Consider the following 25234-nt stretch of genomic DNA (forward strand, 5'->3'; position numbering starts at 1 on the left):
GCCGAAGCCGCCGCCGCCGCGGCAGCCGCCGGCGGGGCCGGCGGCGAGGAAGAGATATCGATGGACGACTGGGCGGCCGCGATGGCCGAGCAGGAAGTGGTGGACGCGGCTCCCGAGGCGGTGCCGGCGCAGAACCTGTTCCAGGAGCTGGGCGCGAGCACGTCCGGCGCCGGCGTGCCGCAGAATCTGGACATGATTCTGGACATCCCGGTGCAATTGACCGTGGAACTGGGCCGCACCAAGATCGCCATCCGCAACCTGCTGCAATTGGCGCAGGGCTCGGTGGTGGAACTGGACGGCATGGCGGGCGAGCCGATGGACGTGCTGGTCAACGGCTGCCTGATCGCCCAGGGCGAGGTGGTGGTGGTCAACGACAAGTTCGGCATCCGGCTGACCGATATCATCACGCCCGCGGAGCGCATTCGCCGCCTGCAAAAATGACGAGGTCAGCCATGTTTGCGATGACGCGCCGTGCAGTGCAGGGCGCTTTTTATTTGGCGGCGTCCGGTCTGGCCGCCGCGGCCACCGCCGCGCCGCCGGCGGCCGCGCCGTCGCCGTTCATGAGTTTGCTGCAGGTCTTGTTCGGCCTGGCGGTGGTGCTGGGCGCCATTGTCGGCATGGCCTGGCTGTTCAAACGGCTGTCCGGCGGCATGCTGGGCGCGTCCAACCGCCTGAAGGTGGTGAGCGGCACCATGGTGGGGCCCAAGGAGCGCGTGGTGATCGTGGAGCTGGAGGGCGAGTGGCTGGTGTTGGGCGTGACGCCGCAGCAAGTCAATCTGCTGAGCAAGCTGCCGCGGCCGGAAGGCGCGGAAACCGAGGTCGCGCCGGCGGCGGAGCCGTTTGCGCGCTGGTTGAAGGCGGCGATGGACAAGAACCGCAAGGACAAGGCGGGGCCGCGATGAAGCGCTGTCTCCGATACGGCGTCTTGGCCTTGCTGGCGACGCCCTTGATCGCGGACGCGGCCGGCGGCCTGCCGATGATGAGCAGCACGCCGGCGGCCGGCGGCGGGCAGAATTACTCCCTCAGCCTGCAGATGTTGCTGTTCATGACCGGGCTGACCTTCATCCCGGCGATGATGCTGATGATGACGGCCTTTACCCGCATCATCATCGTGATGTCCTTGCTGCGCCAGGCGATGGGCACCATGCAGTCGCCGCCCAACCAGGTGATCGTCGGCTTGTCGCTGTTTCTGACCCTGTTCGTGATGGGACCGACCTTCGATCAGGTCTACGCCAAGGCCTGGGTGCCGTTCTCCGACGACAAGATCACGCTGCAACAGGCGGTGGACGAGGCCAGCAAGCCGATGAAGGCCTTCATGCTGCGCCAGACCCGGGAGAAGGATCTGGCCTTCTTCATCGAGATTTCCCAATCGGAAAAGCCGCAAACCAAGGCCGACGTGTCGATGAAGACCCTGGTGCCGGCCTATGTGATCAGCGAGCTGAAAACCGCGTTTCAGATCGGCTTCATGGTGTTCATTCCCTTCCTGATCATCGATCTGGTGGTGGCCAGCATCCTGATGGCCATGGGCATGATGATGGTGTCGCCGGTGACCATCTCGCTGCCGTTCAAGCTGATGCTGTTCGTGCTGGTGGACGGCTGGACCTTGCTGATGGGCTCGCTGGTGCAGAGCTTCTATACTGGCTGAGGCGGCATGATGGCTTGTGACTGGAAACGTCGCCGGGTTGGGCCCGGCGTTTTAGGCGAGGAGCGGGCGGCATGAGTCCGGAGCTGATCATCAATATCGTGCAGAACGCGCTGTACATCCTGATCATCGTCGCGGCGCCGGTGTTGCTGGTGTCGCTGCTGGTGGGCCTGCTGGTCAGCGTGCTGCAGGCGGCGACTCAGATCAACGAGATGACGCTGACCTTCATTCCCAAGCTGCTGGCGATGTTCCTGGTGCTGGTGCTGGCCGGGCCGTGGATGTTGAACACGCTGATCGAGTACACCACGCGGCTGTTCCAGAGCATTCCGCACGTGATCGGCTGATGCTGAGTATTTCCGACGCGCAGATCAACGCGCTGGTGGCCATGTTTGTCTGGCCGTTCGCGCGCATCGTCGGCCTGCTGCTGGTGGAGCCGGTGTTCGCCTATCGCGGCGTGCCGCGCCGTTTCAAGGCCGGCTTCGCGCTGATCCTCACCGTGATGCTGGCGCCCTTGCTGCCGCCGCTGCCCGCGGTGCCGCTGGTGTCGGCCGAGGGCATCGCCATCCTGTTGCAGCAGTTGTTGATCGGCCTGGCGATGGGCTTCGTCATGCGCATCGTGATTTCCGCGGTGGAAGTGGCCGGCTTCATCATGGGTTCGCAAACCGGCCTGGGTTTCGCCATGTTCTTCGACCCGATGCACTCGGCCCAGGTGCCGGTGGTGTCGCAGCTGCTGACCCTGTTCACCTTTCTATTGTTTCTGGCCTTCGACGGCCACCAGGTGGTGTTGTCCACCCTGGTGGAAAGCTACCGGGTGCTGCCGATAGGCATGAGCATGCCGGACCAGGGCATCAAGGCGCTGGCCCTGTGGGGCGGCCATCTGATCGAGTGGGGCGTCTGGCTGGCCATGCCGGTGATCGCGGCGCTGCTGATCACCAACCTGGCGATCGGGGTGATGACCCGCGCCGCGCCGCAGTTCAACATCTTCACTTTCGGTTTTCCGCTGACCCTGATGATAGGTTTCATCAGCATCTATCTGACTTTGCCGATGATGGTGCCGGTGCTGGAGCAGATGTACCAGGCCGGTTTCGAGATGATGCTGGCCATGCTCAAGGCCAAGTAGGCGGCCGCCATTCCTGTCCAGATTCAAGTTCTGCTAAAATAAGCGCCAATTTTGACTGAAAGGTCCGCAGTGGACCGGACAACAGACAGAGGCAACTATGGCAGGTCACAGTAAATGGGCTAACATCCAGCACCGCAAAGGTCGTCAGGATGCCAAACGTGGCAAGATCTTTACCCGCTTGATCAAGGAAATCACCGTTGCGGCCAAGATGGGCGGCGGGGACACCAATATGAACCCGCGCCTGCGCCTGGCGGTGGACAAGGCCAAGGCCGAGTCCATGCCCAAGGACAATATCGAGAACGCGATCAAGCGCGGCACCGGCCAGCTGGACGGCGTCGATTACGTGGAATGCCGCTACGAGGGCTACGGCATCGGTGGCGCGGCGGTGATGGTGGACTGTCTGACCGACAACAAGACCCGCACCGTGGCCGACGTGCGCCACGCTTTCTCCAAGTACGGCGGCAATATGGGCACCGACGGCTGCGTGTCCTTCCAGTTCAGCCATTGCGGCTATCTGGTGTTCGCGCCGGGCGTGGACGAGGACGCCTTGATGGAGGCCGCGCTGGAAAGCGGGGCGGAGGACGTGGTCGCCAATGACGACGGCTCCATCGAAGTGATCACCGGTCCGTACGAGTTCTCCGACGTTAAGGACGCGCTGGAAGCCAAGGGCTTCAAGGCGGAGATGGGCGAAGTGACGATGAAGCCGCAGAACGAGACCGAACTGTCCGGCGACGACGCCGCGCGCATGCAGAAGCTGCTGGACGCGCTGGAAGACCTGGACGATGTCCAGGACGTCTACACCTCCGCGGTGCTGGACGAGTAAGACGCGGACGCGGGGAGGCCACAGGCCCCGCGGCGGCAGGAAAAAGAAAGCTCCCCCAGGGGAGCTTTTTTTGCGTCCGGGCGGCGCGGCCCGTCTGTAGTTTTGCCGCTACATTGAAGCTCGCCCGGCGTCAAGCGCCGCCGAAGGGCTTGGCGCGGACTGTTGCATTTGCTGAACAGATTGAGTTTATCGCTTCCGGCGCGTGGGCGGCTCTGCTATAAAGCGTCAGCTGATTACGTTTTAGCAATTGGCGCCGCCGGGCTAGCCGCGGCGTCGTTTGATCACGATGAGGAAACTATGACCCGGGTCCTGGTGGTGGGCAGTGTCAATATGGATCTGGTGGTGGAAGCGGAGCGCTATCCACGGCTGGGTGAAACCTTGTTTGGCAAGCGCTTTGCGTCCTATCCGGGCGGCAAGGGCGCCAATCAGGCGGTGGCCGCCGCGCGGCTGGGCGCGCAGGTGAGCTTGTTGGGCTGCGTGGGCCGCGATATGTTCGGCTCCCAGCTCAAGGAGACCTTGCGGGCCGAGGGCGTGGACATCGGCCGCTTGCGCGAGGCGGACGTGGCCACCGGGCTGGCGACGATTACCCTGGCCGAAGGCGACAACGCCATCGTGGTGGTGCCCGGCGCCAACCATCAGTTGCTGCCGGAGCATCTGGATCAGGACGAACAAGCCTTCCGCGACGCCGACGTGGTGCTGGCGCAGATGGAGGTGCCGCTGGCCACGGTGGAGCGCGCGGCCGAGCTGGCGCAACGCCACGGCAAGCCCTTTTTGCTGAATCCGGCGCCGGCCCGGCCCTTGCCGTCCAGCCTGCTGGAACGGACCGCCTTGTTGACGCCGAACGAACACGAGCTGGCGCAGGCGCTGGACGAGCAGGGCGATTGGCAAACGCTGATGCGCAAACTGCCGGGACGGGTGGCGATGACGCGCGGCAAGGACGGCGCTTATTTCTGCCGCGCCGACGGCAGCCTGCATCATCAAGCCGGCTTCGTGGTGTCCGCGGTGGACACCACCGGCGCCGGCGACACCTTCAACGGCGCCTTGGCCGCGTTCTGGCCGCAGGGCCTCGAGGCGGCGATGGCCTTGGCCTGCGCCGCGGCCGCGCTGTCGGTGACGCGATCCGGCGCGCAGAGCGGCATGCCGACGCTGGCCGCGCTGCAACAGATGCTGAAGGAACAGGCATGAAGCGGCTGGGACATCTGAACCGCGACATCGCGCGGGTATTGGCCGGCATGGGCCACACCGATAGTCTGGTGATCGCCGATTGCGGCCTGCCGATTCCGCCCGGCGTCGAATGCATAGACCTGAGCCTGCGCCTGGGCGTGCCGGAGTTTCCCAGCGTGCTGGACTCCATCCTGGCGGACTTCAAGGCGGAGCGGGCCTTGTTCGCCTCCGAATGCCTGCAGCACAGCCCGGCGGTGGAAGTGCTGGCCAACGATATGGCCGCGCACGGCGTGGCGGTGGAATACGCGCCGCACGAGGAGTTCAAGCGCCGCTGCCGCGAGGCCAAGGCGGTGATCCGCACCGGCGAATGCACGCCGTACGCCAATGTGATCCTGTATTCCGGCGTGATCTTTTGAAGGGACGGGCGATGAAGGTAAGCATGCGCGGCATCAGCAAGGCCTTTGGCCCGGTCAAGGTGCTGGAGGCGGTGGATTTCACTGTGACGGGCGGCGAAGTGCATGCCTTGATGGGCGAGAACGGCGCCGGCAAATCCACCTTGATGAAGATTCTGTCCGGCGTCCATCAGGCCGACGCCGGAGAGATTCTGCTCAACGACCGGCCGGCGACGATACGCTCCACCACCGAGGCCGAAGCCCAGGGCATCGCCATCATCCATCAGGAACTGAATTTGATTCCGCAGCTGTCGGTGATGGAAAACCTGTTTCTGGGACGCGAGCGCGAGCATAGCCGCTTCGGCGTGATCCGGCGCGCCGGCATGCGGCGCGAGGCCCGCCAGATTTTGCAGCAGCTGGGCGCCGGCCAGATCGACCCGGAGGCGGAGGCCGGCAAGCTGTCCATCGGCCAGCAGCAGATGGTGGAAATCGCCAAGGCCATGTCCTTGAACGCCAAGGTGCTGATTATGGACGAGCCGACCGCGGCCTTGACCGAGCGCGAGATCGAAGCCTTGTTCGTCTTCATGGAGCAGCTCAAGCGGCGCGGCGTGGCGATTGTCTACGTGTCGCACCGGATGGAGGAAATCTTCCGCGTCTGCGACAAGATCAGCGTGCTGCGCGACGGCTGCTTCGTCGGCGAGCGTCAGATCGCCGCCACTGATTTCGACGAGGTGGTGAGGCTGATGGTGGGCCGCGAGATCGGCGACCGTTTTCCCAAGCGCGCGTCCGCGCCCGGCGCGGTGCGCCTGGAAGTGGAAGGACTGGCCGACGACGGCCGCATCCGGGACATCGGCTTCGAGGTCCGCGCCGGCGAGGTGCTGGGCGTGGCCGGTTTGATGGGGGCGGGCCGCAGCGAGATTCTCAATGTCTTGTTCGGCGTCCGGCCGCGTCGGCAGGGGCGGGTGAGGCTGGACGGCGCGGAGCTGGACATCCGCCGGCCCGGCGACGCCATCGCCGCCGGCATCGCCTACGTGACCGAAGACCGCAAGAGCCAGGGCCTGGTGCTGGGCATGTCGGTGCGGGAGAACGCCACCCTGGTGCATCTGCGCCGCCACGCGCGGCTGGGGGTGGTGAACCGCCGTTCCGAGAACGAGGAGGCGCGACGGCTGATCGAGCAATTGCGCATCCGCACCCGCGACGCGGAACTGGACGTCAAATCCTTGTCCGGCGGCAATCAGCAAAAAGTGGTGTTCGCCAAGTGGCTGGCGGAGCCGCCCAAGCTGTTGTTGCTGGACGAGCCGACGCGCGGCGTCGACGTGGGCGGCAAGGCCGAGATTTACCACATCATCAATCAACTGGCCGCCGCCGGCGCGGCCATCGTCATGGTGTCGTCCGAATTGCCGGAAGTGATGGCGATGAGCGACCGCATCCTGGTGATACACGAGGGGCGCCGGGCCGGGCTGTTCGAGGCCGGCGCGGCGACGCAGGAAGACATCATGGCCGCGGCGGCCGGCGCGACGGCGGACTGAGCGTCGCCGCGCATTGAATATTCAGGTCGCGCCCATCGGGCGCAAGCAAGGGAAACGGTAAGCAAGATGACCCCGCAACAAAAAGCAACGCTGCAAAAACTCGGGCCTTTCATCGCCCTGCTGGCGATCTGCGCCGGCTTGTCGGTGATGAGCGCCGACTTCCTGACCATGGGCAATCTGCTCAATGTGATGCGCCAGGTCTCCATCAACGCCTTGATCGCCTTCGGCATGACCCTGGTCATCCTGCTGGGCGGCATCGATCTGTCCGTGGGTTCCATCCTGGCCTTGTCGTCGGTGCTGACCGCGATGCTGCTGCAAGCCGGCGTCGATCCGCTGCTGGCCACGCTGTTGGGCATCCTGTCCGGCGCGCTGATGGGCTGCTGCAACGGTCTGGTGATCAGCAAGGGCAAGGTGGCGCCCTTCATCGCCACGCTGGCGTCGATGACCATTCTGCGCGGCCTGTCGCTGGTGGCGTCCAACGGCAGCCCGATCACCGGCTTCGGCAGCGATATGTTCTCCATGCTGGGCGGCGGCTATGTGGCCGGCGTGGTGCCGGTGCCGGTGGTGTGGATGTTGCTGATGTTCGCCGGCTTCTGGTTCATGCTGAAGAAAACCGTTTTCGGCCGCCATGTCTACGCCACCGGCGGCAACGAGGAGTCCGCGCGGCTGTCCGGCGTCAAGGTGGACCGGGTCAAGATCTGGGTCTACACCTTGTCCGGCGCGCTGTCGGCGATGGCCGGCGCGGTGCTGACCTCGCGGCTGAATTCGGCGCAGCCCACCGCCGGCGCCGGCTACGAGCTGGACGCCATCGCCGCGGTGGTGCTGGGCGGCACCAGCCTGACCGGCGGCCGCGGCTGGATCGTGGGCACGCTGATCGGCGCCTTGCTGATCGGGGTATTGAACAACGGCCTTAATCTGCTGGGCGTATCGTCCTTCTATCAGCAGGTGATCAAGGGCGTGGTGATTCTGCTGGCGGTGCTGTTGGACCGCAGCGGCAAGAAGTAAGCACGTTTTCACGATCTCGCGAGCGAGACGAGACGAAAAAGGCTGAGGGTGCGGCGCGCGCATCATGTCGCACCAGCATTCTGAAGCCGTTTTAAGGCCGTGTCGTCGATGCGTGACAGATCGTGAACAGGTTCAGAGCGCGGCCCGCCAGCGGCGGGACAACAGCGCAAGCGACCATAACACTAGGGGAGTTTCAATATGCAGCGCTTTCATCACACTAGGGGGAGTTCCGATATGCAACGCTTAATCAAGCCTTTGGTTTTCAGTGTCATCGCGGCCAGTCTGATCGCCTGCACCAAGCAGGGTCCGGCCGACGGCGCCTCGTCCGGCGCCAGCGCGCCGGCCGCGGCCGCCGGCCAGCCGGTGGTGGGCCTGGCGGTGTCCACGCTGAACAATCCGTTCTTCGTCTCGCTGCGCAAGGGCGCGGAAGACGAGGCGGCCAAGGAGGGTGTGCGCCTGATCACCGTGGACGCGCAGGACGATTCCGCCAAGCAGCAGGCCAGCGTGGAGGATCTGATCCAGAAGAAGGTGAGCGTGATCCTGATCAATCCCACCGACTCCTCCGCCGTCGCCAATGTGGTGAAGGAAGCGGTGAGCAAGGGCATCAAGGTGGTGTCGCTGGATCGCAGCGTCAACGGCGCCGAAGTCAGCGCCCACATCGCCTCCGACAATGTGGCCGGCGGCAAGATGGCGGCCGACTTCCTGCTGCAGAAGCTGGGCGGCAAGGGCCGGCTGGTGGAACTGGAAGGCATCCCCGGCTCCTCCGCCGCCCGCGAGCGCGGTCAGGGCTTCCACGCGGTGGCGGACGGCAAGGCCGACGTCAAGATCGTGGCCAAGCAGCCGGCCGATTTCGACCGCGCCAAGGGCTTGTCGGTGATGGAAAACATCCTGCAGGGCAATAAGGACGTGCAGGGCGTGTTCGCCCACAACGATGAAATGGCGCTGGGCGCCTTGAAGGCGATCCAGGCCGCCGGCCTGAAGAACGTCGTGGTGGTGGGCTTCGACGCCACCGCCGACGCGGTGGCCTCGGTCAAGGCCGGCGGCCTGGCCGCCACCGTGCAGCAACAGCCGGAACTGATCGGCCAGTACGGCGTGCAGACCGCCAAGAAGCTGATCGACGGCCAGCAGGTGGAGAAATTCATCCCGGTGCCCTTGAACCTGGTCAAGCAGTAAGCCTGAAGACCGGTCTCGCTCTGGCGATGAGGGCCGGCTTGAGGTAAGGTGGCCGGCAATCGGCGGCCCCGTCCCGCGCTTGCGCAGGCCGGGGCTGTTTTGCAATCGAGTCCGCGGCGGCATGGCGCCGCCGCATGAGGAATAGGCTGTCGATGAGCGGCTACAAGCGTTTGACCATAGACGACATCGCCGAACTGGCCGGCGTGTCGCGCACCACCGCCAGCATGGTGCTCAACGGCCATGCCGAGCGCTACCGCATTTCCCGGGCCACGGTGGAGCGGGTGGAGAAGGTGGCGCGCGAGCAGCATTTCAACCCGTCGCAGTCGGCGCGCTCCTTGCGCTCGCGGCGCAGCAACTCGGTGGGGCTGGTGATTCCCGACCTGACCAACTCCGCCCACGCGGCCTTGGCCCAGGCGATGGAGGAACTGTGCCGCCAGCGCGATTACCAGATGCTGCTGGTGACCAGCGACGAAGATCCGCGACGCGAGGCCGAGGTGATGGCGCATCTGGCGGCGCGGCAGGTGGACGCGATGATCGTGGTGCCGTGCACGCACGAGGCCAAGTCCTACCAGAAATGGGTGCGGCGGTTGCCGCTGGTCTTCGTCGACCGCCGGGTGGACGGCAGCGGCATCCCGTCGGTGGTGACCGACGGCTGCGCTAGCGTGGAGCGCCTGGTGGGCGACGCGCTGGAGCAGGGCGTGTCCGAAGTGGTGTTCTTCGGCGGCCAGCCCGAGCTGTCGCCCAGCCGCGACCGTCTGCAAGGGTATCGTCAGGCCTTGGCGCTTCACGGCGTTGAGGAAGGGCCGGGCTGGGTGTGCCATCGCGATTACCTGCGCCGTTCCGGTTTCGAACTGATGCAGCAATGGCGGCAACAGCATCAACGCCTGCCTCAGGCTTTGTTCACCGCCTCGGTGTCGCTGCTGGAGGGCGCGCTGGCCTTTCTCAATCAGCATTGCGGCCTGGCCAACGCGCCGTTGCGCCTGCTGACCTTCGACGATCACTCCTTGCTGGACTGCCTGCCGCTGCGCGTCGACGCCATCGTGCAGGACAGCCGCGAAATGGCGGCGCGCAGCCTGGACCTGGCCCTGGCTCTGCTGGAAGGGCGGACGCTGACCGAGCCGGAGGCCCTGGTGCCGGCCAGCCTGCACCGGCGCTGGCCGGATTAGGCTCTGTTGAACTCTGTTTTTCCCCGGCGGAAAAACAAAGCTCAACAGACCCTGGGGTTTGCTGCCGCTTCGCCAGCCGGCGTACAATAGCCGTTTCACGATTTTCGAGCCTGAGTCACCATGATCCGTACCCGTTTCGCTCCCAGTCCCACCGGTTATCTGCATATCGGCGGCGTGCGCACCGCGCTGTTTTCCTGGGCCTACGCCCGCAAGAACGACGGCGTGTTCGTACTGCGCATCGAGGACACCGATCTGGAGCGCTCGACGCCGGAGTCGGTGAAGGCGATTCTGGACGGCATGCACTGGGTGGGCCTGGATTACGACGAAGGTCCGTTCTACCAGACCCATCGCTTCGACCGTTACAAGGACGTGATCCGGCAATTGCTGGACTCCGGCCACGCCTACCTGTGCTATTGCAGCAAGGAAGAGCTGGAAGCGATGCGGACGGAGCAGGAAGCGCGCGGCGAGAAGCCGCGTTACGACCGCCGCTGGCGTCCGGAAGCCGGCAAAACCTTGCCGGCCGTCCCCGCGGACGTGACCCCGGTGGTGCGCTTCAAGACCCCGCTGGACGGCGTGGTGGCCTGGGACGACGCGGTCAAGGGCCGCATCGAGATCGCCAACCAGGAACTGGACGATCTGATCATCGCCCGTCCGGACGGCAGCCCGACCTATAACTTCTGCGTGGTGGTGGACGATTGGGACATGCAGATCACCCATGTGATCCGCGGCGACGACCACGTCAACAACACCCCGCGCCAGATCAATATCCTGAAGGCCTTGAACGCGCCGCTGCCGGTGTACGGCCATCTGCCCATGATCCTCAACGAGGACGGCCAGAAAATGTCCAAGCGCCGCGACGCGGTCAGCGTGGTGGACTACGCCGACAAGGGCATTCTGCCGGAAGCGCTGCTCAACTACCTGGCGCGCCTGGGCTGGGGCCACGGCGACGACGAGTTCTTCTCCATGGAGCAGTTCGTCGAGTGGTTCAGCCTGGAAGCGGTGAGCGCGTCCGCCAGCCGCTTCAACCATGAAAAATTCATGTGGCTGAACGCCCAGCACATCAAGAACGCGGACAACGGCCGCCTGGCCGGACTGATCGCGCCGCGCCTGGCCGCCGCCGGCGTCGAGCTGGCCGGCGGGCCCGCCATCGAGGAGGTGATCGCCCTGGTCAAGGAGCGGGTGCAGGACCTGAACGCGCTGGCGCTGGAAGTGGATTATTTCTATCGCAAGCGCGAGGCCGCCGCGGCCGACGTGGACAAGCATCTGTCCGGCGACAGCGTGGCGCGCATGGGCCGTTTCGCCGACAAGCTGGCGGCGCTGGACGCCTGGTCCGCGGAAGGCATCCACGAGCTGTTCAAGCCTTTCTGCGCGGAAGAGGGCATCAAGATGGGCCAGTTGGGCATGCCGCTGCGCGTGCTGGTGTGCGGCACCACGCAGACGCCGTCGGTGGACGCGGTGCTGGCCTTGATCGGCAAGGACGAAGTGCTGCGTCGCCTGCGCGGCTGAGCCGGCCGTCGCCGCTAAAAAACTGCCCCGCAAGCGTTGGCTTGCGGGGCGGTTTGTTTTAGGCGGCACGCCCATGCGGCGCAGGCGCGCGCCTCTTGCCAGGCCTTGAACAGATCCTCAGGCCAGCGCCGGCTCGGCGCAGACGCGCGCGCAAGTCTCAGGCGCGGGCTGGCTCATATAATGATCCAGCAACAGGCGCATGTAGCGGTGGCTTTGGCAGATGGCGTGGCGCAACTCGGCCACTTGCTGCGCGCTTGGATTTTCGCCCACCAGGGTGACGATGATTTCCAGCGCCTCCCAGGGGTGTTCGTCGTCGTAATGCGCGTGCAGCGCCAGCCATTTCATCGCTTTGGCGCGCTTTTCCTTGGGGAACTGCCGGGCGTAGTCCTCCTTGGAGCAGACGGCGGCGCACCATTCTCCGGTGGCGCCTTCGATGGCGTAATTGGTGGCCGCCATCGCCACCTCCAGCGATTCGCGCTCGCAGACCTGATGGCACCAGTGGCTGAGGCTCAGCGTTTCCAGCGCCTGGGGGTTGCGCAGCAGGCTGTCCGTGTCCACGCCGGACGCCGCGGCCCATTGCACCCAGTGGTCGGCGTGGTTCTGCTCCACCCGGATGTTGCGGATCAGGTAGCGGCGCGCCATATCATGGCCGCGATGCTGGCCGTAGCGCACTTTCAGCAGGTTTTTGGCCATGTATTGCGGAAACTGTTCGATTACCGGCCAGCCGCCGCGCAGAAAGGCCTGGTGGATGGCGGCGGGCAGCACGCCGTCGCGCATTTGCCGGAACAACTCGTGTTCCACCACCTGGCGTTTGAAGGCGTCGCAATGGCGTACCAGCTCCCGCGTCCATTCCGGATAGCTGTGGAGGTCCATCAGCGGGCCGCTCCTGACAAAACCGATCTCTTTACTCATGGTGTCCCCTTTCCTTAGAAGCAAAGCCGGGCCAAGCCGGCCAGACGCGGCGGCCTCCCGGCCGCCCAGATCCGGCCTGACAACCAGGCCGGTAGCCTATTGCTGTCGCATTCGGCGGTCTCCATGCGCGTGGCGGAAGCCGAAGGGCTCCGGCCGGCTCAGGTGGAAGCCCTGGGCGTAGTCCACGCCCAGCTTGCGCAGTTCGGCCACGATCTCGGGCGTGTCGACGAATTCGGCGATGGTGCGCTTGCCGGTGACGTGGCCGATGTGGTTGATCATTTCCACCATGGCGTGGTCTATCGGGTCCGTCGCCATCTCGCGGACGAAGCTGCCGTCGATTTTCAGGAAGTCCACCGGCAAATGCTTCAGGTAGGCGAAGGAGGACATGCCGGTGCCGAAATCGTCCAAGGAGAACAGACAGCCGATCCGGCGCAGCTCGTGGATCAGCCGTTGCGCGGCTTCCAGATTGGCGATGGCGTTGGTTTCGGTGATCTCGAAACAGATCAGCTCCGGCGGCACGCCGCTGCGCTGGAACTGCTGCTGCACGAAGGCGAGGAAGCCGTCGTCGCACAAGGTGGAGCCGGACAGATTGATCGCGCAATGCCGGATGTCCTGATTGCCGGCGCGGCGCAGCAAGGCCAGCTCCTGAAACACTTTTTCCACCACGATGCGGTCGATTTCGGTCATCAGGCCGTAGCGCTCCGCGATCGGCACGAACAAGCCGGGGGGCACCTGGCTGCCGTCGTCGGCGTTGAGGCGCAGCAGCACTTCGACATAGCGGCCGCGTTCCGGATGGGCGGCCAGCGGGACGATGTCCTGGGCGTAGAGGGTGAAGCTGTCGTCGCGCAGCGCCTGGCGCAGCCTTTGCACCCAGTCCATTTCGTGAAAGCGCGCCGACACTTCGGAATTGTGCGGGATGTGGAGCTGGATGCGGTTGCGGCCTTTTTCCTTGGCCATATAGCAGGCGATGTCGGCCGAACGCATCACCTCGGCCAGCGAGGTGTCGGCGTCGGACACGCAGACCAGGCCGATGCTGGCGCTGATGGAAAATTGGTTGCCTTCCCACTGGAAGCTGCATTCCATGATGGCCTGGCGCAGATTATTGGCCTTGGCGATGGCGGATTCCACCGAGCTGTTGCCGAGCAAGACGCCGAACTCGTCGCCGCCCAGCCGCGCCAGCGTGTCCGAGGCGCGCAGCCGCCGTGCCACCGAACGGCTGATCTGGCACAGCAGTTCATCGCCGGCGGCGTGGCCGTAGGTGTCGTTGATCAGCTTGAACTGGTCCAGATCGATGAACATCAGCGCCAGCGACGCCTCGGCCTGGCCCAGCTGCTTGATCGCCTTGATGGCGCGGGTTTCGAACTCCCGGCGGTTGAGCAGGCCGGTCAGCGCGTCGTGGCTGGCCTGCCAGGACAACTCGTTGATGTATTGCTGTTCCGCGGTATTGTCGTGCAGCACCAGCACGATGCCGTATTGCTCGCCGCGGCGGTCGCGTATCGGCGCGGCCACCAGGCTGACCTGCAGCGGAATCGCGTTGTGGCGCAGCATGTTCAGCTTGGGATAGGTGCGGCTGCTTTCGTCCAGCCGGCAGAGCTCGGCGAAGCTCAGCGTGCTGTCCTTGTCCTGCCCCTGTTTGATCAGGCTGAGCAATTCGTCGAAATGCAGGCCCAGGCTTTCCGTCTCCAGGTGGCTGAGCATGCGCTTGGCGCTGTGGTTCAGATAGATCACCGCGCCTTGCATATTGAGGGTGATCACCGCGTCGCCTATCGATTGCAGGGTGATCTCGGCGCGTTGCTGCTCAGCCTGCAAGGCGGCCTTGTAATTGTCCGAGGCCTGGATCAGCCGGCGGATCTGCAAAATGGTCAGCAGCACCAGCAGCAGGCCCACCAGCAGATTGACGCGCCAGACCGCCTGGCTCACCTCGCGCGAGGCGTTGCCCAGCACGCGGGAAAAGCCCTGGGCCGGCGCCTTGACCGCTTCGTTGATCTCGGCGATCTGCGAGGTGAGGGCGGCCTTGTCGTCCTGGCTCAAGGAGCCGTCGGCGTAACCTTGGCGCAATTGCTCGCCTATGGTCTGAATTTCCTGCAGGTAGTAATCGCCGATTTTCCAATAGCGGATGGCCTCGGCCAGATAGCTGACGTGGTGAAACCACAGATAGGCGCGGATGATGTTTTCGATGTCGTCGGGGTGGTTGCCGCCGTCCAGAAAGCCTTGGCGCGCGGTGTCCAGATCCGGTGGCTTGCGGTCCAGCGCCAGCCGCGCCCGGTGGTCGCCCAATTGGATGGAGATGGCCAGCCGATAACGTTGGAAGTCGTGGTCGGAGCCGGTTTGAGCGTAGCGGGTCAGGTGGTAGATGGAGTCCTTCTGCGCTTTAGACCACAGGCCTTCCCCCGCCACGTAGGCGCGGGCGGTGGACACCACGTAGAGGCTGAACGCGCTTAGCGCCACCTGCATGACGACAATGAGCAGGAAGGGCAGCACGACAAAGAGCAACTGTCGGTTGGCGGTATTCGACCTCATGGCGGTTCCGGCTGATGAATATGGTAACTATGCGGCTAATGGTCCCCATCAAGCGCCGCCGCCGACATCTCCGGCCCGAGCGGCGAGCCGGCGCCGCGCTTGAGTCCGGAGCCTGCCCGTCGCGGCGCGCCCGCCGACGGGCGGAAGTTCACCGGTCTATGTGCCGGTGTATGGCGTTTTTATCATCCCATTCGAAATTATTCAATGTTTTTGACAACTATATCGAATGTTTATTTTAGATGAGAAAGTTTGATAATAAATGAATAGCCTAATTTCCATGGGCTTGCTATTGGCTTGACCATGGCGGCGGCCGGCGCGCGCAAGGCGGGGCGGGGAGCGGTCGGCGCGCGTGCGCGCGCCGGTGGGAGGCGGCGGCGCGAGAGGGGGAAGAGGGCTGGTCCGCGGCCGCCGCGCCGGCTCTCTTATGAACGGGTTTTCAACGCCGTATCGCTGAAGCGCCGCGGACTTTGAAGCGCTTCTTACATGGAGGCGGCGTCGCGAGAGGCCTGGTCGTACAAGCTGGCCAGCATGCGCAGCAACTGGGCGTTGTCGCCGATATCGGCCTGTTGGCCGCCGTTGTCTATCAGCGCGTTGATCAGGCATTGCTCGCGGACGTCGCGGTAGCGCTGGCACAGTTCCACGCCGGCCTGGGTGGTGGCGAACAAAGCCTCCTTGCCCACCTTTTCGCTGCCGACATAGCCCATCTTCACCAGCTTCTTCAGCGCATAGGACACCACGTGCGTGTCTTCGATGTTCAATACGAAGCAGATGTCCGCCAGTTTCTTGCTGCGGCCGCGGTGGTTGACGTGATGCAGCAGCGACACCTCCATCGCGGTCATATCGGTTTCTCCCGCGGCCGCCATGCAGCGGATCATCCAGCGGTTGAAGGCGTTGTTGGCCACGATCAGCCCGAATTCGAACTCGGACAGTTCGGCGCAACGCTCCGAAACCAGATGCGATGAGGAGACGATATTGCGTTGAGCGTTCATGGACGGGCCTGGCGACGAGGTGGCTGGCCGGCCAGTATAGCAAAACGTCATTTGTGCTGGACATCGCCAATAAATACAAATAATTTATAGATGTTTTGTCTGCAAAATAATAAATTCGAGCGCCGCGAGGCGGACGGTTGCATATGGAGAATGGTTTGGCATCGAACCCAATGCGCTATTACTTGCTGGGCGAACGCGCCGCCGTGCTGGAGAGCGCGAAGCCGGCCGATCTGGCGTGTCAGCGCCGCATCTGGTGGCTGGCGCAGACGCTGACGGGCGCGGCCGGGCTGATCGACGTGGTGCCCGGCATGAATAATCTCACCTTGATTTTCGATCCGGACGCCGACGACGGCGAGGCCTGGCTGGAGCGCTTGCGCCGCGGCTGGGCGGCGGCGCAAGAGGCCGAGCCTCGCTTGCGGCGGGTGGACGTGCCGGTGCGCTACGGCGGCCGCCACGGTCCGGACCTGGCCGCGGTGGCGGCGCATGCGGGCTTGAGCGAGGAGGATGTCGCCGCCGCTCATGCCGCGGCCGACTACGTGGTGTACTTCCTCGGCTTTCAGCCCGGCTTCGCCTATATGGGCGGCTTGCCCGAGCGCCTGGCCACGCCGCGGCGCGCCGAGCCCCGGTTGGCGGTGCCGGCCGGCTCGGTGGGCATAGGCGGCGGCCAGACCGGCATCTATCCGGCGACCAGCCCCGGCGGCTGGCAGATCATCGGCCGCACTTCATTGAAATTATTCGATCCGCGGCGCGCGGAACCGTCCCTGCTGCTGCCGGGCGACAGCGTGCGCTTTGTGCCGCAGGAGGGCGGAGATGATTGAAATCACGCAGGCCGGCATTCAAAGCACGGTGCAGGACCTGGGCCGGCGCGGCTTGCGCCACCTCGGCGTGGCGCAAAGCGGCGCGCTGGACGCGCCGGCCTTGATCATGGCCAACCGCCTGCTGGGCAATGCCGCGGATGCGGCCGGCATCGAGGTGGCCCTGGGGCCGTTTGGCGTCCGCTTTCTGCGCGACGGCTGGTTCGCCTTGATGGGCGCGGATTTTGACGCGGAACTGGACGGCGAGCCGGTGTGGAGCGGCTGGCGTTATCCGGCGCGCGCGGGCCAGCGCCTGCTGCTGCGCGGCTGCCGCCACGGCATGCGCGCCTATCTCGCCCTGGCCGGCGGCATCGACGCGCCCCTGGCTTTGGGCGCGCGCGCCACCGATCTGCAGGCCGGTCTGGGCGGCTGGATGGGGCGGGCGCTGGAGGCGGGCGACCGCTTGCCGCTGGGGCCGGCGGCGGCGCTGTCTGGCCGGCTGGGACGGCGCAATCTTGCTTGGTCGCCGACGCTGCGCGCGCTGCCGGGCCCGGAGTGGCGGCAATTCGCCCGGGAGGCGCGGCAGGCCTTCAGCGAAGGCGAGTGGACGGTGAGCTCGCAGAGCAATCGCATGGGCTACCGCCTGCAGGGCGACGCGCTGGCGCGCGAGGCCGACGGGGACTTGCCGTCCCACGGCGTGCTGCCCGGCGTGGTGCAGGCGCCGCCGGGCGGCCAGCCCATCGTGTTGCTGGCGGACGCGCAGGCGACGGGCGGCTATCCGCGCATCGCCTGCGTGATCGAGGCGGATTTGTGGAAGCTGGCGCAGGCGCGGCCGGGTGCCAAGCTGCGTTTCGAGATGGTGGACGCGCAGCAGGCGGCGACGGCGCGCGCGCGTCTGCGCCGGTACTTGCAGGGACAGGACTGGAGTCAGGCATGCAGATCGATTTGAACGCCGATATCGGCGAGGGCTGCGGCGACGACGCGGCGATTATGGATCAGGTCAGTTCGGTGAACATCGCCTGCGGCTGGCACGCGGGCGACGCCGAACAGATGTGGCTGGCGGTGGAGGCGGCGGCGCGGCGAGGCGTGGCGCTGGGCGCCCATCCCGGCTTTCCCGACCGGGAACATTTCGGCCGCCGGACTATGCAGCGCGCGCCGGAGCGGGTGTACCAGGACGTGTTGTACCAGGTGGGCGCGCTGGCGGCCATGGCCAAGGCCGCCGGAACGCGGCTGCGTCACGTCAAGCCGCACGGCGCGCTGTACAACCAGGCGGCGCGCGATCCGGCGCTGGCCGACGCCGTCGCCCGCGCGGTGAGGGATTGGGATCCTGAGCTGAGGCTGGTCGGCCTGGCCGGCGGCGAGTCCGGCCGCGCGGCGCGGCGCCACGGTCTGCAGGCGGTGGAAGAGGTGTTCGCCGACCGCGCCTATCTGGCCGACGGCAGCTTGGCGCCGCGCGGAACGCCGGGCGCGGTGATCGAAGACGCGGAGCAGGCTTTGCGTCAGACGCTGGATCTGGTGCTGCGCGGTCGCGTGGCCTGCCTGGACGGCGGCGAGCTGGCGCTTCGCGCCGACAGCGTTTGCCTGCACGGAGACGGCGCGCACGCGCTGCACTTCGCGCGGCTGCTGCGCCAACGCTTGGAACAGGAGGGGGTAAACATCGTCGCCTTGTGAGCGTTAGCCGGAAACTAGAGCCGTCCGCAGGCGGCCATTTCCATCATACAAAGGAGAAACTGCATGGATCTTGCATCCTATCTGCCCCTGGTGGGCATTCCCGTCGTGGTGGCGGGCTTCGCTTTGCGCTTCAATCCGCTGCTGGTGGTCACCGCCGCCGGTCTGAGCACCGGCCTGGCGGTCGGCATGGACCTGGGGACGCTGCTGGAAACCTTCGGCGAGAAATTCCTCAATAGCCGTCAATTGGCCACCTTTATCCTGATCCTGCCGGTGATCGGCCTGCTGGAGCGCTACGGTTTGAAAGAGCGCGCGCAGCAATGGATAGCCGGCATCAAGAGCGCCACCACCGCGCGCATCCTGATGCTGTATTTCGTGGTGCGCGAGCTGACCGCGGCGCTGGGCCTGATCAATCTGGGCGGCCACGCCCAAACCGTGCGCCCCCTGCTGGCGCCGATGGCGGAAGGCGCCGCGGCCAATCAACTGGGGGAGCTGCCTCAGGCGCTGCGCGACCGCATCCGCGCCCATGCCGCCGCCTGCGACAATATCGCCGTATTTTTCGGCGAGGACATCTTCATCGCCTTTGGCGCGGTCTTGCTGATGGACGCCTTCCTCAAGGAAAACGGCATCGCCAATATCGAGCCGCTGCACATCGGCCTGTGGGCGATTCCCACCGCCATCAGCGCGCTGATCATCCATATGGCGCGCTTGGCGCGGCTTGACGCCAGTCTGCAAGGCGATATCGCCGCCTGGCGCGCGAAACAGGAGGCCGCGGCATGAATGCATGGTTCAGCATCAATGACGTTTATTATCTGATCGGCATCGTGGTGATGCTCCTGGTGGGCATGACGCTGCGCGACCGCGGCAACCCCAAGCGTTACACCACCGCGCTGTTCTGGTTCTTGTTCGGCGCCACCTTTTTGTTCGGGGACTTGATGACGGCCGTTTTGGGCAAGGCGATGACCTACCGCCTGGTGGGACTCGTTGTTGTCGCGCTGGCCCTATTGGCCGGCGCCGGCCTGCTGGCTCCGGGCAGTTATGGCCAAAGAAGCGATGGGCAGCGGCAGGACGCCGCCCAGCGCCTGGGCAACAAGATCTTCCTGCCCGCCTTGCTGATTCCCCTGCTGACCGTGACCTGCACCTTGGCGCTGAAGGGCGTGGGGGTAGGCGGTCTCGCCTTGCTGGATCAGAAGCATCTGACCCTGGCCGCCTTGGCGGTGGCCTGCGTTTGCGCGGTGCTGCTGGGCTGGAGGCTGACCGGCGGAACGCCGCTGCAGGCGGTGCGGGAATCGCGCCGTCTGGTGGACGCCATCGGCTGGGCCGCCATCCTGCCGCAGATGCTGGCGATGCTGGGCGGGGTGTTCGTCGCCGCCAAGACCGGCCAGGCGGTGCAGGAAGCGGTGAGCTTGTTCGTGGATCCGGGCAATCGTTTTCTGCTGGTGGCGATCTACTGTATCGGCATGGCCCTGTTCACCATGATCATGGGCAACGCCTTCGCGGCTTTCCCGGTGATGACCGCCGGCATCGCGCTGCCTTTTCTGATCGTCGGCCATCACGCCGACGCGGCGCCGCTGGTGGCGATAGGCATGTATTCCGGCTATTGCGGCACGCTGATGACGCCGATGGCGGCCAATTTCAATATCGTGCCGGCGGCCTTGCTGGAGCTGAAGGACCGATATCTGGTGATCAAGACCCAGATTCCCACCGCGCTGGCTTTGCTGGGCGTGAATATCCTATTGATGTATTTCATCGTGTTCCGTTGAGGAGACCGCATGAATCCGCAACAAGCATCCAAGCTGGCGGCGCTGCCGCTGGCCGGCCTGGTTCGGGAATATCCGAATCTGCTGAGCCATCTGCTGAATGGGCCGGAGGACGCGCGCGCGCCGCGCGATTTGCACCCGGTGTTCTACGGCTGCTACGACTGGCACTCCGCCGTGCACGGCTTCTGGCTGCTGGCGCGGCTGGCTCGCCGTTTCCCGGCCTTGCCGGAGCAGGCCGAGATCGCCGCCCTGTTCGCCGGCCATTTTACGCCGCAGGCTTTCCAGGCGGAGGCGGACTATTTCGCCGCGCCGGGCCGCGCCAGTTTCGAGCGGCCCTATGGCTGGGCCTGGCTGCTGGCCCTGGCGCAGGAGCTGGAGGCCTGGGATTTGCCGCAAGCCGGGTCATGGCGGGCGGCGATGCAGCCGTTATTGGCCTTGATCCGCCAGCGCTGGTTGAGGTTTCTGCCTTTGCAGGATTACCCGATCCGCGGCGGCGGGCACGCCAACACCGCCTTCGCCTTGCTGCTGAGCCTGGACTACGCCCGCGCCGCCGACGATGCCGAGCTGGCGCAGGCGCTGGAGGCGGCCGCCCGGCGTTACTTCCTGGCCGATGCGGACTATCCGACGCGGCTGGAACCGAGCGGCGACGACTTTCTGTCGCCCAGCCTGTGTCAGGCCTTGCTGCTTGGCCGGCTATTGTCGGCCGAGGCGTTCCGCGACTGGCTGCGCGCCTTCTCGCCGGATTTGCCGCGCAGCGCTGCCTTGCTGAGCCCGGTCCGGGTCAGCGACGGCTCGGACCCCAAGATCGGTCACCTCATCGGTCTGAATTTGAGCCGCGCCTGGTGTTTGCGCCAGTTGACGGCCGCCTTGCCGCCGGATGACGCTTGGAGGCCTCTGCTGAATCAAAGCGTGCGGGCGCATCTGGACGCCGGCCTGCCGCACGTGGTCAGCGGCCATTACACCGGCGAGCATTGGCTGGGGACTTTCGCCCTGCTGGCCTTGGAAGAGGGGGAGTGCGAATGAGCAAGACCATTTTGTTGACGGGCTTCGAACCGTTTGGCGGCGAGAGCGTGAACCCGTCGTGGGAGGCCGTGCGCCGGCTGGACGGCGAGACGCTGGCGGGCGCGGCGGTGGCGGCGCGGCGGCTGCCCTGCGTGTTCGGCGAGGCCTTGGCCGTGTTGCGCGAGGAGTTGGCCGCGCTGCGGCCGGCGCTGATCGTGGCGGTGGGGCAGGCGGGCGGGCGGCCCGAGCTTTCGCTCGAGCGGGTGGCGATCAATGTCGACGACGCCCGCATCGCGGACAACGCCGGGCGGCGGCCGATAGATAGGCCGGTGGTGCCGGGCGGGCCGGCCGCCTATTTCAGCACCTTGCCGATCAAGGCCCAGGCGGCGGCACTGCGCGCGGCGGGCATTCCGGCGGCGGTGTCGCAGAGCGCCGGCACCTTTGTCTGCAACCATGTGTTCTACGGCCTGATGCACGCCTTGGCCGGAACGCCCGCGCGCGGCGGCTTCATTCACATCCCGTATCTGCCGGAGCAGGCCGCCGCGCATCCCGGCGCGGCCAGCATGAGCTTGGAGACGATAGTCGCCGGCCTGAGGCTGGCCCTGGAAACGGCGTTGACGGCGACGACGGACATCGTGGAAACCGGCGGGGCGACGCATTAGCGCGGTGTAGGATCCACGGCGCGGCACGGCGGGTACGGTCTGCAAGCGTTCCCGCGCCGCCGCATGCCGCGCTCCCCGCCGCGAAGCCTGGCGGTGTGAACGGCTAAGCGCGTTCTTGGACGGCGTTCAGCTCTTGAGCGCGCGCAGCCACTGCCAGCTGGCGATGCCGGCGAGGGTGGCCAGCAGCGAACCGCAGACATGGACGGCGATGGCGGTCAGCGCCGGCAGCAGCCGCTGTTGCTGCAGCAGGGAGACGACTTCGGCGGAGAAGGTGGAGAAGGTGGTCAGGCCACCGCAGAAGCCGGTGATCACCAGCAGCCGCCATAGCGGCGACACGCCCGGCGCGCTGGCGAAGAAGGCGACGGCGAGGCCGATGATGTAGCCGCCGACCAGATTGGCGGCCAGGGTGCCCGGCGGCAGACTGGGCCACAGGCTGTTGAGCTTGACGCCCAGCGCCCAGCGCAGCAGCGCCCCCAGCGCGGCGCCGACGGAGATGGCGAGTATGGTTTTCCACATGGAGCGGGTCTGGCATAAAAGCAAAACCCTATTGTGCCGGCCAGACGCCGCCAAGTATAGGCCGGTTTGCCGGAGCGAGTTCAAAGCTTCGCGCGCCGGGGCGAGACAAGGCGAAACCGCCGAGAAGGCGGAACGCGCAAGGGGGAATGGACATTTCCGAAGCGGCTTTCAAGGCCTTTGCCCGGCTAGCCCGGTTACGCGCAGCAGACATTGAGCCGTTGATTTAAAGGATTTCGGCAATGCTGCGCGCCGCGCGCTTGGCGTCCAGAAAAATCAGGCCCAGCTTGGCCTCGCGCCGCGCGATCACGGTCAGCACCGCGTCAGGGCTGGCGTGGCTCATCAGGATGTAGCCGTGTTCTCCCTTGACCATCACCTGTTCCAGGCCGCCGCGCGCCAGTTCGCGCGCGGTGCGCTCGCCCAGGGACAGCATCGCCGCCGCCATCGCGCCGACCCGGTCCTCGTCCACCTCTTGCGGCAGCAGCGCCGCCATGGTCAGACCGTCGGCGGAAATGATGGCGGACGCTTCGATGTCGGCGGACGCGCCGTTGAGGTCGCTCAGAATGGATTTGAGCATTTGTTCACGCATGGGTTTCTCCTGGATTGTTCAATGCGCCGGCCGCCGCGCGGCCGGGGTTCAGGCGTAGCGGCGCACCAGCAGCTCCACCAGACCGACGAAGGCTTCGCTTTGCAGCCGCGGTTCGCCGCCTATGATCAGCGCGAAGGCCTGCTGCGCCACGTGCAAGGGGTAAAAGGCCAGCTGGCTGCGGCCGGCCGGATCCACCGAGGCCCAGGCGGCGCTGCCCAGGTTGAGGTGGTTCTTGAGCAGCAGGTGATGCCGGCGGCTCAAGGACATAAGGTCGCCGGCCAGCGCGGCGATTTCCTCGGCGGTTTCGTGGCGGAAGCCCGCGGTGGCGTAATAGAGGCCGTTGTCGTCGGCCAGCAGCGCCTGGCCGCTGCCGGACAGCGCCGCCAGCAGCTCCGGCAACTGGCTTTCCAGGTTGCCGGCGGCGGCCGGCCGCGGCTCGGCGGTGCCGTGGACGAATTCCAGCCGTTGCAAGCGGTAAAGGGTGGCCAGCGCTTGTTCCAGTTCGTCGTCGCACCATTCGCTGAGCAAGGGTTCGCTTAACGGCACCGCATGGCCCAGCCTCAGGATGTTGAGCAGCAGACGGCGGGTCAGGTCGGCCTCCGCGCCGGCGACGGCGTAAAAGGCGCCGGCCGGCGTGGCCATTGGATAAAGCGGCCCGCTCAGACGCAGTTCTTCGTTCATTGCGGTTCTCCCAGGCCAGGGTCTATCGAGTACAGCAGCGCCAGCAGCAGCTGTTTGATGTCTTCGCGGCGGCGGCAGTCCACTTCGAACACCGGCGCGCTCAGCCCGCGGGCGGCCAGGGCGTCGGCGTAGACGGCGGTGGCGGACAGCGGCGCGAGGTCGGTCTTGCTGACGCCCAGCGCCAGCGGCGCGCGACGCAGCAGCGGCTCGAAGGCGCGCAGGAAGAAGCCGAGGTCTTGCAGCGGATTGGCGCGGCTGTGGTCCAGCAGCAGGATCAGGCCGATGCTGCCGCGGCTGACGATGTCCCACATGAAGTCGAAACGCTCCTGGCCGGGAGTGCCGTAGAGGTGGATCTTGGTGTCGGCGTCCAGGCGCAACATGCCGTAGTCCAGCGCCACCGTGGTGTGGTCCTTGCGATGCAAGGTCATGTCGCTGGCCTTGGCGTCGGTGCGGATCGGGGCGATGTCGCTGATGGCGGCGATGGCGGTGGTTTTGCCCGCGCCCACCGGGCCCGCGAAGAGGATTTTGTTATCTGGGCTGCGCATGATGGAAGGTCGTGAGGCTCACAAACGGGTCACTTTTTGCAAGAGTCGGGACAGGAGGCCGGCGCGTTCGGGCGCGACGGCGTCGGGGCGCACCGGCGCGCTGGAGATCACTTTCAGGGGCGGCGCGTCGCTGTTCCAGTCCAGCAGGCCCAGCGCGTGGGCCGCGGAGAGGAAGGTGCAGGCGTGTTCGGGATCGACGCGCAGCAGCCGGATGATGATGCGCAGCGTGGCCGGTGTCTTGGTCAGCAGCGCGCTCAGTCGCGTCGCGTCCGGCAGCGCCGCCAGCCGGGTCAGGTTGGGCCACTGCCTCAGCCGCAGCGGAGTGTCCGCGCCGATGCCGGCCGGCAGCCGGCCCTGGCTGCTCCAGATCGCCAACTGCCACAGCAGCGCCGGCAGCGGCTGGGTGATGACGCCGGCGCTGGCGCCGGCGGCTTGAGCGTGCAGCGCGGGCGCGTCTTGCCGGCACAGCTCGCGCAATTGCTCCGCCGGCTGCAGGCATTGCGCTTGCGCGCGGTCCGGCCGCAGCCACAGCAGCGGCCGGCCCTCGGCCAGCAAGAGCGCCGGCCTAGGCTGGCGCGCCAGCCGCGTCGTCGCGCCGAGCAGGCCGCGCCGGGGGTCGAAGCGGGCGATGGAGATCGACGGCATGGACGGCGGCGGAGCCGGAGCGGCGACCGGTTCGGGCCGGGGCGCGGGCGCCGGGAGCGCTTCCGCTGCCCTTGCCGCGTCGGGCGCGCGCCGCAGCGCCGCTTGCAGTTGAGGAAACAGGGTCTCCACCCGCAGCGGCTTGGCCAGCGTCGGGACGGGCGCGCGCTCCGGCGGCGTCGCGGCGACGATCAGGGCCGGCAGCGCCGGATGACGCCGGCGGAATGTTTCCCAGGCCTGCCAGCCGACGGGGCTGTCGACATCGACGATGGCCAGGTCCGGCGCGCGTTCGTCGGACGGGGATTCGAGCAAGCGGTAGCGCAAGCTGTGGTGCAGGCGGAAGGCCATGCGCAGCAGGGCCAGCTTGCGATCGTCCATGCCGACGGCGAGCACGGCGATATCGGGGGCGGGAGGGGCGGCGCGCGGCATGGGCGTGC

Annotated in this window: 28 protein-coding genes; 20 read left to right on the forward strand and 8 right to left on the reverse strand. The window is 66.2% G+C overall.

The window, feature by feature from the left end; all coding sequences use genetic code 11:
* The first annotated feature begins 60 nt into the window (after nucleotides 1-60).
* The 13 genes from fliN to gltX all read left to right on the forward strand — a co-directional run bounded on the left by fliN (nucleotide 61) and on the right by gltX (nucleotide 11520).
* Entirely contained in the window at nucleotides 61-441 is a 381-nt protein-coding gene (fliN, locus tag ACODSD_RS11770) for a flagellar motor switch protein FliN (RefSeq protein ID WP_197083027.1), read from the forward strand.
* A gap of 11 nt (nucleotides 442-452) precedes the next feature.
* The gene (gene fliO / locus ACODSD_RS11775; protein ID WP_488877445.1) at nucleotides 453-902 is read left to right on the forward strand and encodes a flagellar biosynthetic protein FliO; all 450 of its coding nucleotides are present in this window, start codon (nucleotides 453-455) and stop codon (nucleotides 900-902) included.
* Nucleotides 899-1645 carry a flagellar type III secretion system pore protein FliP gene (gene fliP, locus ACODSD_RS11780; RefSeq protein ID WP_488877446.1) on the forward strand — a complete coding sequence of 249 codons (747 nt, stop codon included), beginning with the start codon at nucleotides 899-901 and terminating at the stop codon, nucleotides 1643-1645. The genes fliO and fliP overlap by 4 nt, the downstream gene beginning before the upstream one ends.
* Before the next feature lie 71 nt (nucleotides 1646-1716).
* Nucleotides 1717-1986: a flagellar biosynthesis protein FliQ gene (fliQ, locus tag ACODSD_RS11785; protein WP_019099986.1), complete on the forward strand. Its 270-nt coding sequence runs from the start codon at nucleotides 1717-1719 to the stop codon at nucleotides 1984-1986.
* Complete coding sequence (gene fliR / locus ACODSD_RS11790; RefSeq protein WP_107799657.1) at nucleotides 1986-2762, forward strand: flagellar biosynthetic protein FliR; 777 nt, start codon at nucleotides 1986-1988, stop codon at nucleotides 2760-2762. The genes fliQ and fliR overlap by 1 nt, the downstream gene beginning before the upstream one ends.
* Before the next feature lie 97 nt (nucleotides 2763-2859).
* A complete protein-coding gene (locus ACODSD_RS11795; RefSeq protein ID WP_107799656.1) occupies nucleotides 2860-3585 on the forward strand; it encodes a YebC/PmpR family DNA-binding transcriptional regulator in 726 nt (241 codons plus the stop codon).
* Nucleotides 3586-3882: 297 nt separating this feature from the next.
* Complete coding sequence (locus ACODSD_RS11800; RefSeq protein ID WP_107799655.1) at nucleotides 3883-4770, forward strand: ribokinase; 888 nt, start codon at nucleotides 3883-3885, stop codon at nucleotides 4768-4770.
* On the forward strand, nucleotides 4767-5165 hold the full coding sequence (gene rbsD / locus ACODSD_RS11805) for a D-ribose pyranase (RefSeq protein WP_107799654.1): 399 nt from the start codon (nucleotides 4767-4769) through the stop codon (nucleotides 5163-5165). Before ACODSD_RS11800 ends, rbsD begins: the two co-directional genes overlap by 4 nt.
* An 11-nt stretch (nucleotides 5166-5176) precedes the next feature.
* Nucleotides 5177-6670, forward strand: a complete 1494-nt coding sequence (locus ACODSD_RS11810) for a sugar ABC transporter ATP-binding protein (RefSeq protein WP_488877447.1) — start codon at nucleotides 5177-5179, stop codon at nucleotides 6668-6670.
* A 66-nt stretch (nucleotides 6671-6736) separates the two neighbouring features.
* Complete coding sequence (locus tag ACODSD_RS11815) at nucleotides 6737-7675, forward strand: ABC transporter permease (RefSeq protein WP_019099980.1); 939 nt, start codon at nucleotides 6737-6739, stop codon at nucleotides 7673-7675.
* 234 nt (nucleotides 7676-7909) lie between these two features.
* A complete protein-coding gene (gene rbsB / locus ACODSD_RS11820; protein WP_488877448.1) occupies nucleotides 7910-8848 on the forward strand; it encodes a ribose ABC transporter substrate-binding protein RbsB in 939 nt (312 codons plus the stop codon).
* Nucleotides 8849-8982: 134 nt separating this feature from the next.
* Nucleotides 8983-10014, forward strand: a complete 1032-nt coding sequence (locus ACODSD_RS11825; protein WP_488877449.1) for a substrate-binding domain-containing protein — start codon at nucleotides 8983-8985, stop codon at nucleotides 10012-10014.
* A gap of 120 nt (nucleotides 10015-10134) precedes the next feature.
* Nucleotides 10135-11520: a glutamate--tRNA ligase gene (gene gltX / locus ACODSD_RS11830; protein ID WP_488877450.1), complete on the forward strand. Its 1386-nt coding sequence runs from the start codon at nucleotides 10135-10137 to the stop codon at nucleotides 11518-11520.
* Nucleotides 11521-11637: 117 nt separating this feature from the next.
* Here the strand turns inward: gltX and ACODSD_RS11835 are convergent, their stop codons facing one another.
* From ACODSD_RS11835 to ACODSD_RS11845, 3 genes are all read right to left on the reverse strand, one after another.
* Nucleotides 11638-12432: an iron-containing redox enzyme family protein gene (locus ACODSD_RS11835; RefSeq protein ID WP_227107878.1), complete on the reverse strand. Its 795-nt coding sequence runs from the start codon at nucleotides 12430-12432 to the stop codon at nucleotides 11638-11640.
* Between the two features lie 96 nt (nucleotides 12433-12528).
* Nucleotides 12529-14952 carry a putative bifunctional diguanylate cyclase/phosphodiesterase gene (locus ACODSD_RS11840; RefSeq protein WP_107799649.1) on the reverse strand — a complete coding sequence of 808 codons (2424 nt, stop codon included), beginning with the start codon at nucleotides 14950-14952 and terminating at the stop codon, nucleotides 12529-12531.
* 479 nt (nucleotides 14953-15431) lie between these two features.
* Nucleotides 15432-15941: a winged helix DNA-binding protein gene (locus ACODSD_RS11845; protein WP_081546777.1), complete on the reverse strand. Its 510-nt coding sequence runs from the start codon at nucleotides 15939-15941 to the stop codon at nucleotides 15432-15434.
* 155 nt (nucleotides 15942-16096) lie between these two features.
* Here ACODSD_RS11845 and pxpB point away from each other — a divergent pair, with 155 nt between their 5' ends.
* From pxpB to pcp, 7 genes are all read left to right on the forward strand, one after another.
* Complete coding sequence (pxpB, locus tag ACODSD_RS11850) at nucleotides 16097-16759, forward strand: 5-oxoprolinase subunit PxpB (protein ID WP_227107880.1); 663 nt, start codon at nucleotides 16097-16099, stop codon at nucleotides 16757-16759.
* A complete protein-coding gene (locus ACODSD_RS11855; RefSeq protein WP_486635372.1) occupies nucleotides 16752-17684 on the forward strand; it encodes a 5-oxoprolinase subunit C family protein in 933 nt (310 codons plus the stop codon). The genes pxpB and ACODSD_RS11855 overlap by 8 nt, the downstream gene beginning before the upstream one ends.
* A complete protein-coding gene (pxpA, locus tag ACODSD_RS11860) occupies nucleotides 17669-18406 on the forward strand; it encodes a 5-oxoprolinase subunit PxpA (protein WP_253314439.1) in 738 nt (245 codons plus the stop codon). The genes ACODSD_RS11855 and pxpA overlap by 16 nt, the downstream gene beginning before the upstream one ends.
* Before the next feature lie 63 nt (nucleotides 18407-18469).
* Entirely contained in the window at nucleotides 18470-19183 is a 714-nt protein-coding gene (locus ACODSD_RS11865) for a DUF969 domain-containing protein (RefSeq protein ID WP_107799645.1), read from the forward strand.
* A complete protein-coding gene (locus ACODSD_RS11870; RefSeq protein ID WP_486635371.1) occupies nucleotides 19180-20166 on the forward strand; it encodes a DUF979 domain-containing protein in 987 nt (328 codons plus the stop codon). Before ACODSD_RS11865 ends, ACODSD_RS11870 begins: the two co-directional genes overlap by 4 nt.
* Before the next feature lie 9 nt (nucleotides 20167-20175).
* Nucleotides 20176-21186, forward strand: a complete 1011-nt coding sequence (locus ACODSD_RS11875; protein ID WP_488877451.1) for a DUF2891 domain-containing protein — start codon at nucleotides 20176-20178, stop codon at nucleotides 21184-21186.
* A complete protein-coding gene (gene pcp, locus ACODSD_RS11880; protein WP_227107885.1) occupies nucleotides 21183-21827 on the forward strand; it encodes a pyroglutamyl-peptidase I in 645 nt (214 codons plus the stop codon). The genes ACODSD_RS11875 and pcp overlap by 4 nt, the downstream gene beginning before the upstream one ends.
* A gap of 126 nt (nucleotides 21828-21953) precedes the next feature.
* Here pcp and crcB read toward each other — a convergent pair whose 3' ends face one another.
* The 5 genes from crcB to ACODSD_RS11905 form a co-directional block, all read right to left on the reverse strand.
* A complete protein-coding gene (gene crcB, locus ACODSD_RS11885; protein WP_227107886.1) occupies nucleotides 21954-22343 on the reverse strand; it encodes a fluoride efflux transporter CrcB in 390 nt (129 codons plus the stop codon).
* A gap of 223 nt (nucleotides 22344-22566) precedes the next feature.
* On the reverse strand, nucleotides 22567-22929 hold the full coding sequence (locus ACODSD_RS11890; RefSeq protein ID WP_048410238.1) for a roadblock/LC7 domain-containing protein: 363 nt from the start codon (nucleotides 22927-22929) through the stop codon (nucleotides 22567-22569).
* Between the two features lie 48 nt (nucleotides 22930-22977).
* Nucleotides 22978-23610, reverse strand: coding sequence for a peptidase M23 (locus ACODSD_RS11895; protein WP_227107887.1), 633 nt, complete (start codon nucleotides 23608-23610; stop codon nucleotides 22978-22980).
* Nucleotides 23607-24155 (reverse strand): GTP-binding protein, encoded by a 549-nt coding sequence (locus ACODSD_RS11900; protein WP_107799639.1) that lies wholly within the window; start codon nucleotides 24153-24155, stop codon nucleotides 23607-23609. The genes ACODSD_RS11895 and ACODSD_RS11900 overlap by 4 nt, the downstream gene beginning before the upstream one ends.
* 18 nt (nucleotides 24156-24173) lie before the next feature.
* A complete protein-coding gene (locus ACODSD_RS11905; RefSeq protein ID WP_488877452.1) occupies nucleotides 24174-25226 on the reverse strand; it encodes a hypothetical protein in 1053 nt (350 codons plus the stop codon).
* Between the last annotated feature and the right edge of the window lie 8 nt (nucleotides 25227-25234).

The organism is Chromobacterium sp. FG22 (assembly GCF_057809415.1).

Coding starts and splice junctions, on each gene's coding strand:
- fliN (WP_197083027.1), top strand. CDS start 61: ATGGACGACTGGGCGGCCGCGATGGCCGAGCAGGAAGTGGTGGACGCG.
- fliO (WP_488877445.1), top strand. CDS start 453: ATGTTTGCGATGACGCGCCGTGCAGTGCAGGGCGCTTTTTATTTGGCG.
- fliP (WP_488877446.1), top strand. CDS start 899: ATGAAGCGCTGTCTCCGATACGGCGTCTTGGCCTTGCTGGCGACGCCC.
- fliQ (WP_019099986.1), top strand. CDS start 1,717: ATGAGTCCGGAGCTGATCATCAATATCGTGCAGAACGCGCTGTACATC.
- fliR (WP_107799657.1), top strand. CDS start 1,986: ATGCTGAGTATTTCCGACGCGCAGATCAACGCGCTGGTGGCCATGTTT.
- ACODSD_RS11795 (WP_107799656.1), top strand. CDS start 2,860: ATGGCAGGTCACAGTAAATGGGCTAACATCCAGCACCGCAAAGGTCGT.
- ACODSD_RS11800 (WP_107799655.1), top strand. CDS start 3,883: ATGACCCGGGTCCTGGTGGTGGGCAGTGTCAATATGGATCTGGTGGTG.
- rbsD (WP_107799654.1), top strand. CDS start 4,767: ATGAAGCGGCTGGGACATCTGAACCGCGACATCGCGCGGGTATTGGCC.
- ACODSD_RS11810 (WP_488877447.1), top strand. CDS start 5,177: ATGAAGGTAAGCATGCGCGGCATCAGCAAGGCCTTTGGCCCGGTCAAG.
- ACODSD_RS11815 (WP_019099980.1), top strand. CDS start 6,737: ATGACCCCGCAACAAAAAGCAACGCTGCAAAAACTCGGGCCTTTCATC.
- rbsB (WP_488877448.1), top strand. CDS start 7,910: ATGCAACGCTTAATCAAGCCTTTGGTTTTCAGTGTCATCGCGGCCAGT.
- ACODSD_RS11825 (WP_488877449.1), top strand. CDS start 8,983: ATGAGGAATAGGCTGTCGATGAGCGGCTACAAGCGTTTGACCATAGAC.
- gltX (WP_488877450.1), top strand. CDS start 10,135: ATGATCCGTACCCGTTTCGCTCCCAGTCCCACCGGTTATCTGCATATC.
- ACODSD_RS11835 (WP_227107878.1), bottom strand. CDS start 12,432: ATGAGTAAAGAGATCGGTTTTGTCAGGAGCGGCCCGCTGATGGACCTC.
- ACODSD_RS11840 (WP_107799649.1), bottom strand. CDS start 14,952: ATGAGGTCGAATACCGCCAACCGACAGTTGCTCTTTGTCGTGCTGCCC.
- ACODSD_RS11845 (WP_081546777.1), bottom strand. CDS start 15,941: ATGAACGCTCAACGCAATATCGTCTCCTCATCGCATCTGGTTTCGGAG.
- ACODSD_RS11855 (WP_486635372.1), top strand. CDS start 16,752: ATGATTGAAATCACGCAGGCCGGCATTCAAAGCACGGTGCAGGACCTG.
- pxpA (WP_253314439.1), top strand. CDS start 17,669: ATGCAGATCGATTTGAACGCCGATATCGGCGAGGGCTGCGGCGACGAC.
- ACODSD_RS11865 (WP_107799645.1), top strand. CDS start 18,470: ATGGATCTTGCATCCTATCTGCCCCTGGTGGGCATTCCCGTCGTGGTG.
- ACODSD_RS11870 (WP_486635371.1), top strand. CDS start 19,180: ATGAATGCATGGTTCAGCATCAATGACGTTTATTATCTGATCGGCATC.
- ACODSD_RS11875 (WP_488877451.1), top strand. CDS start 20,176: ATGAATCCGCAACAAGCATCCAAGCTGGCGGCGCTGCCGCTGGCCGGC.
- pcp (WP_227107885.1), top strand. CDS start 21,183: ATGAGCAAGACCATTTTGTTGACGGGCTTCGAACCGTTTGGCGGCGAG.
- crcB (WP_227107886.1), bottom strand. CDS start 22,343: ATGTGGAAAACCATACTCGCCATCTCCGTCGGCGCCGCGCTGGGGGCG.
- ACODSD_RS11890 (WP_048410238.1), bottom strand. CDS start 22,929: ATGCGTGAACAAATGCTCAAATCCATTCTGAGCGACCTCAACGGCGCG.
- ACODSD_RS11895 (WP_227107887.1), bottom strand. CDS start 23,610: ATGAACGAAGAACTGCGTCTGAGCGGGCCGCTTTATCCAATGGCCACG.
- ACODSD_RS11900 (WP_107799639.1), bottom strand. CDS start 24,155: ATGCGCAGCCCAGATAACAAAATCCTCTTCGCGGGCCCGGTGGGCGCG.
- ACODSD_RS11905 (WP_488877452.1), bottom strand. CDS start 25,226: ATGCCGCGCGCCGCCCCTCCCGCCCCCGATATCGCCGTGCTCGCCGTC.